This window comes from Isoptericola sp. NPDC057391, from assembly GCF_042668085.1.
Classification (GTDB): domain Bacteria; phylum Actinomycetota; class Actinomycetes; order Actinomycetales; family Cellulomonadaceae; genus Isoptericola.
Window position 1 is genome coordinate 1 of sequence record NZ_JBHVBO010000262.1, and the last position, 4320, is coordinate 4320.

The window sequence follows — 4320 nt, forward strand, 5'->3', positions numbered from 1 at the left end:
GGGCGGGCGACGGCGGTCACGCCGTGGCGCGCGCGGAGAAGTCGGCATACGTCGTCGCGCCGAGGCGCGCGTCGCCCTGCGGCACGATCGAGTCGTCGGCCAGCACGGCCCCGAAGTAGGGCGCGGCGGGGTCGGCCACGACCGGGCGGTTGTCGCCCGCCGCCGCGAGCGCGGCCGCGATGAACTCGTCGAACCGCACCCGCTCCGGTCCGGCGACGTCGAGCACGCCGTCGAGCGGCTCCCCCGCGGCCGCCTCGGCCACGAACCGCGCCACGTCCGCCGACGCGATCGGCTGGAACCCCACCGGCGGGATGCGCACCACGCCGTCCACGGTGGCGCCGTCGGCGATCCGCGGGGCGAACTCGAAGAACTGCGTCGCACGGACGACCGTCCACGGGACGCCGCCGGCGCGGATCAGCTCCTCCTGCGCCACCTTGGCCCGCAGGTACCCGGAGTCCGGGTTCCGGTCGGCGCCCACGATCGACAGCGCGACGTGGTGCCGCACCCCCGCCCGCCTCTCGGCGTCGAGCAGGGTGCGCGTCGACGTCGTGAAGAAGCGCAGCACGTCGTCGTCGGCGAACGACGGCGAGTTCGACACGTCCACGACGACGTCGGCGCCCGCGAGCGCCACGTCCACCCCCCGGCCGGTCAGGGTGTCCACGCCCGTGCTCGGCGCGGCGGCGCCGGCGTCGTGCCCAGCCTCCGTGAGGTGCGCGATGGCCTGCGCCCCGATCCGTCCCGTCCCTCCGACGACCACGATCTTCATGAGCCTGTCCTCTCTGCGGTACCACTGGCACGGGCGGCCCGGTGGCCGCCTCCGCCCTGTCGACCGGGGACGGTGGCGGGCCGTGACAGGCGCCGACCGGTGAACCCGGTCACACCGGAATCTCGCGCCGTCCTCGCACGTTCTCCTCCGGACCGCCCGGACACCCCCGGGCGACCATCGCGAGACCAGTGGGAGGATCGCCTCATGACGGACCAGAGCACCGCGCCCGACACCGCCGCCGGCCCCGAGACGGACGCCGCGGCCCCCGTGACGCCGTCGCCCACCGACCCGCTGTGGGTGGAGCGCACCGGCAACCGCACCTACCGCGGGCACACCGCCCGCGGCGCGAGCGTGGAGATCGGGCCGGTGGAGGCGGGCGCCGTCTTCACGCCGGGCGAGCTGCTCAAGATCGCGCTGGCCGCGTGCGCGGGCATGAGCAGCGACACGAAGTTCGCCCGCGTGCTCGGCGAGGCGTACGAGGCCGTGATCCGGGTCGAGGACGCGAAGGACATGGACGAGGACCGGTACCCGGTGCTCACCGAGCGCTTCGAGATCGACCTGTCGGGCCTCGACGAGGCCACGCGGAACAAGACTCTCCTGCTGGCGCAGCGCTCGATCGACCGGGCCTGCACCGTGGGCCGCACCCTCAAGGCGGGCGCCCTGGTGCCTCCGGCCGTCTTCGAGCAGCCGGCGGCCGGCGACGCGGAGGACGCCGCGTCGTGACCGCGCGGGGCAGGGGTGGCGAGGGCTCGACGCCGGGCGACGAGGTCGTGCGCCCCGACGGGCCCGGCGACGAGGTCGCCGCGGCCGGCGACCCGGCCGCGCGCCGCGAGGAGTGGACCCGGTACCGGCCGACACCGCTGCTCGACGCGCTCCTCGACCGGGCCGTGACGATCCCGTCCGCCGCGATCCACAAGCACGTGGACCGTCTGCGGGCGCGCAACCCCGAGGCCGACCCGGCCGGGATCGTACGGATCCTGGAGAAGGAGTACCTGGCCCTGCTGGCGACGGCGGGCGGCGCCGTGGGCGCGGCGGCCGCGGCGCCGTCCGTCGGGACGGCGGCCGCGACGGCCCTCACGACGGGCGACGTCGCGACCTTCTTCGGGGCGTCGGCGGCGTTCGCGCTCGCCGTCGCCGACGTGCACGGCATCGAGATCGACGACGTGCCGCGCCGTCGTGCCCTGCTCCTGGCGACCGTGCTGGGCGACCGGGGCGCGAAGGACGTGGAGAACGCGATCGGCGGCTCCTCCGTGGCGTGGGGCAAGGTGCTGCTCACGTCCATGCCGCAGACCACGATCAAGCGCGTCAACAAGACGCTCGCCCGCCAGTTCCTCAAGCGGCAGGTCGCCAAGCAGGGCTCGCTCGCGCTCGGCCGGCTGCTGCCGTTCGGTGTCGGGTTCGTGGTCGGCATCGCGGGCGGCCGCGCGCTCGGGCACGGCGTCGTGGCGCAGTCGCGGCGGGCGTTCGGCCCGCCGCCCGAGCACTTCCCGCGCGTCGTGGAGGCGGTGCTCGAGCCGGGCGACGCCGTCCCGACGCTCCGCCCCCTCGAGACGCCCCGGCGCACGTCGGCGAGCCGGTGGCTGCCGCGGCGCAAGGGTCGCGGCGGCGCGCCGGAGGACGACGGCTCGTGACGGCGCCCGCCACGCCCCCGGCACACCGCGTCGAGGTGGCGCGCGTCGTGCCGGTGGAGGCGTCCGTCGCGTTCGCCTGGGTCGCGGACCTGCGCACCCACCCGCGCTGGATGGTCGCCACCCGGCTCCAGGGGCCCGCGGGTCACGGCCCCGAGCTGGGCGACCGCTGCACGATGGCGAGCGGGCCGGGCGCGCGGCGGGACCCCGCGAGCACCCTGGGCCGCCTGGTGATCGTCGACCGGATGGTCGTGGAGCAGCTGGAGCGCCCGTCCACCGCCTCCGCGCGGGTGGGGCGCACCCGGCTGCGCAAGCTCGGGCCGGTGCTGCTCGGCGAGGCGGGCTTCGACGTCGTCCCGGTAGACGCCGGCCGCTGCCGCGTCGTGTGGTGGGAGGAGGCCTGGCTCGCCGGGCCGCTCCCCCGGGCCGTCACCGCCCCGCTCGTCGGGCTCGCCCTGCAGGGCTTCATGCGTCTCTCGCTGCGCCGGCTCGCGCGGGCGCTCGACCGCCGGAGCTGACCGCCCACCACCGTGGTGGGACGCCCTGCCGTCGTCGAGCCGTGGCCGGTATGGTCCGTGGGGTGAGCACCGAGGGTTCCACCGCGCCGTCGTCCACCCCGTCCGCAGGCCTCGCCGAGAGGCTCGAGGACCTGCGCCGCCAGTACGCGGAGCTGCAGGCCCGCGGCCTGAAGCTCGATCTCACGCGGGGCAAGCCGTCCGCCGAGCAGCTCGACCTCTCCGAGGAGCTGCTGGCCCTGCCGGGCGAGGGCCACCACACGGCCGAGGACGGCACGGACGCCCGCAACTACGGCGGCCTCGCCGGGCTGCCCGAGCTGCGCCGCATCTTCGCCGAGCTGCTCGGCGTGCCGGTCGACCAGCTCCTCGCACAGGGGAACGCGTCGCTGACGCTCATGTACGACACGATCGTGCAGGCGCTGCTGTTCGGCGTGCCGGGCTCCGAGCGGCCCTGGTCGCGCGAGGAGCAGATCACGTTCGTGTGCCCCGTGCCCGGCTACGACCGGCACTTCGCGATCTGCGAGGAGCTGGGCATCCGCATGGTCACCGTGCCGATGACGCCCGACGGCCCCGACGCGGAGGCCGTCGCCGCGCTCGTCGCCGACGACCCGACGGTCAAGGGCCTGTGGGTGGTGCCCACCTACGCCAACCCGGACGGCTCGGTCGTCTCGGAGGCCGTCGCCCGGCGCCTCGTGTCGATGCCCGCCGCGGCGCCCGACTTCCGCATCTTCTGGGACAACGCCTACGCCGTGCACCACCTCACGGAGCACGAGGCGAAGTCCGCGAACGCGATCGACCTCGCCGCCGAGGCCGGCAACCCCGACCGGGTCCTGATGTACGCGTCGACGTCGAAGATCACGTTCGCCGGCTCCGGGGTCGCGTTCTTCGCGTCGTCGCCCGCCAACGTCGCCTGGTTCACGAAGCACCTGGGCATCCGCTCGATCGGGCCGGACAAGATCAACCACCTGCGGCACGCCCGGTTCTTCGGCGACGCCGAGGGCGTGCGCGCCCACATGCGCAGGCACCGCGAGATCCTCGCGCCCAAGTTCCGCGCCGTCGTCGACATCCTCGACGAGCGCCTCGGCGACGTCGGCGTCGCCACCTGGACCCGGCCCGACGGCGGGTACTTCGTCTCCGTCGACGTCGTGCCGGGCACCGCGTCGCGCGTCGTGCAGCTCGCCAAGGAGGCCGGCATCGCGCTCACGCCCGCCGGCGCCACGTTCCCGTACCACCGCGACCCGGACGACCGGAACCTGCGCCTCGCGCCCACCATGCCGCCGCTGGACGAGGTGCGCGTCGCGATGGACGGCGTCGCCACCTGCATCCTGCTCGCCGCCGCGGAGGCCGCCACCTCCTGACCCGGCCTCCGTTGTGGGTGTGACGGTGGCCCCGTTCCGACGCGGAACGGGGC

The 4320-nt window shown here is 75.5% G+C and carries 5 protein-coding genes; 4 read left to right on the forward strand and 1 reads right to left on the reverse strand.

The features are described from left to right. Positions 1 to 16: 16 nt before the first annotated feature. Positions 17 to 766 (reverse strand): SDR family oxidoreductase, encoded by a 750-nt coding sequence (locus ACFUVW_RS19855; RefSeq protein WP_430573018.1) that lies wholly within the window; start codon positions 764 to 766, stop codon positions 17 to 19. A 204-nt stretch (positions 767 to 970) separates the two neighbouring features. On the opposite strand from ACFUVW_RS19855, the gene ACFUVW_RS19860 reads away from it, so the two are divergent. From ACFUVW_RS19860 to ACFUVW_RS19875, 4 genes are all read left to right on the forward strand, one after another. After that, a complete protein-coding gene (locus ACFUVW_RS19860; RefSeq protein WP_430573019.1) occupies positions 971 to 1489 on the forward strand; it encodes an OsmC family protein in 519 nt (172 codons plus the stop codon). After that, the gene (locus ACFUVW_RS19865) at positions 1486 to 2397 is read left to right on the forward strand and encodes a hypothetical protein (RefSeq protein WP_430573020.1); all 912 of its coding nucleotides are present in this window, start codon (positions 1486 to 1488) and stop codon (positions 2395 to 2397) included. The genes ACFUVW_RS19860 and ACFUVW_RS19865 overlap by 4 nt, the downstream gene beginning before the upstream one ends. Continuing rightward, positions 2394 to 2912 carry an SRPBCC family protein gene (locus tag ACFUVW_RS19870; protein ID WP_430573021.1) on the forward strand — a complete coding sequence of 173 codons (519 nt, stop codon included), beginning with the start codon at positions 2394 to 2396 and terminating at the stop codon, positions 2910 to 2912. Before ACFUVW_RS19865 ends, ACFUVW_RS19870 begins: the two co-directional genes overlap by 4 nt. Positions 2913 to 2974: 62 nt before the next feature. Then, positions 2975 to 4267 (forward strand): aminotransferase class I/II-fold pyridoxal phosphate-dependent enzyme, encoded by a 1293-nt coding sequence (locus ACFUVW_RS19875; protein ID WP_430573022.1) that lies wholly within the window; start codon positions 2975 to 2977, stop codon positions 4265 to 4267. Positions 4268 to 4320: the final 53 nt, after the last annotated feature.

Coding starts and splice junctions, on each gene's coding strand:
- ACFUVW_RS19855 (WP_430573018.1), bottom strand. CDS start 766: ATGAAGATCGTGGTCGTCGGAGGGACGGGACGGATCGGGGCGCAGGCC.
- ACFUVW_RS19860 (WP_430573019.1), top strand. CDS start 971: ATGACGGACCAGAGCACCGCGCCCGACACCGCCGCCGGCCCCGAGACG.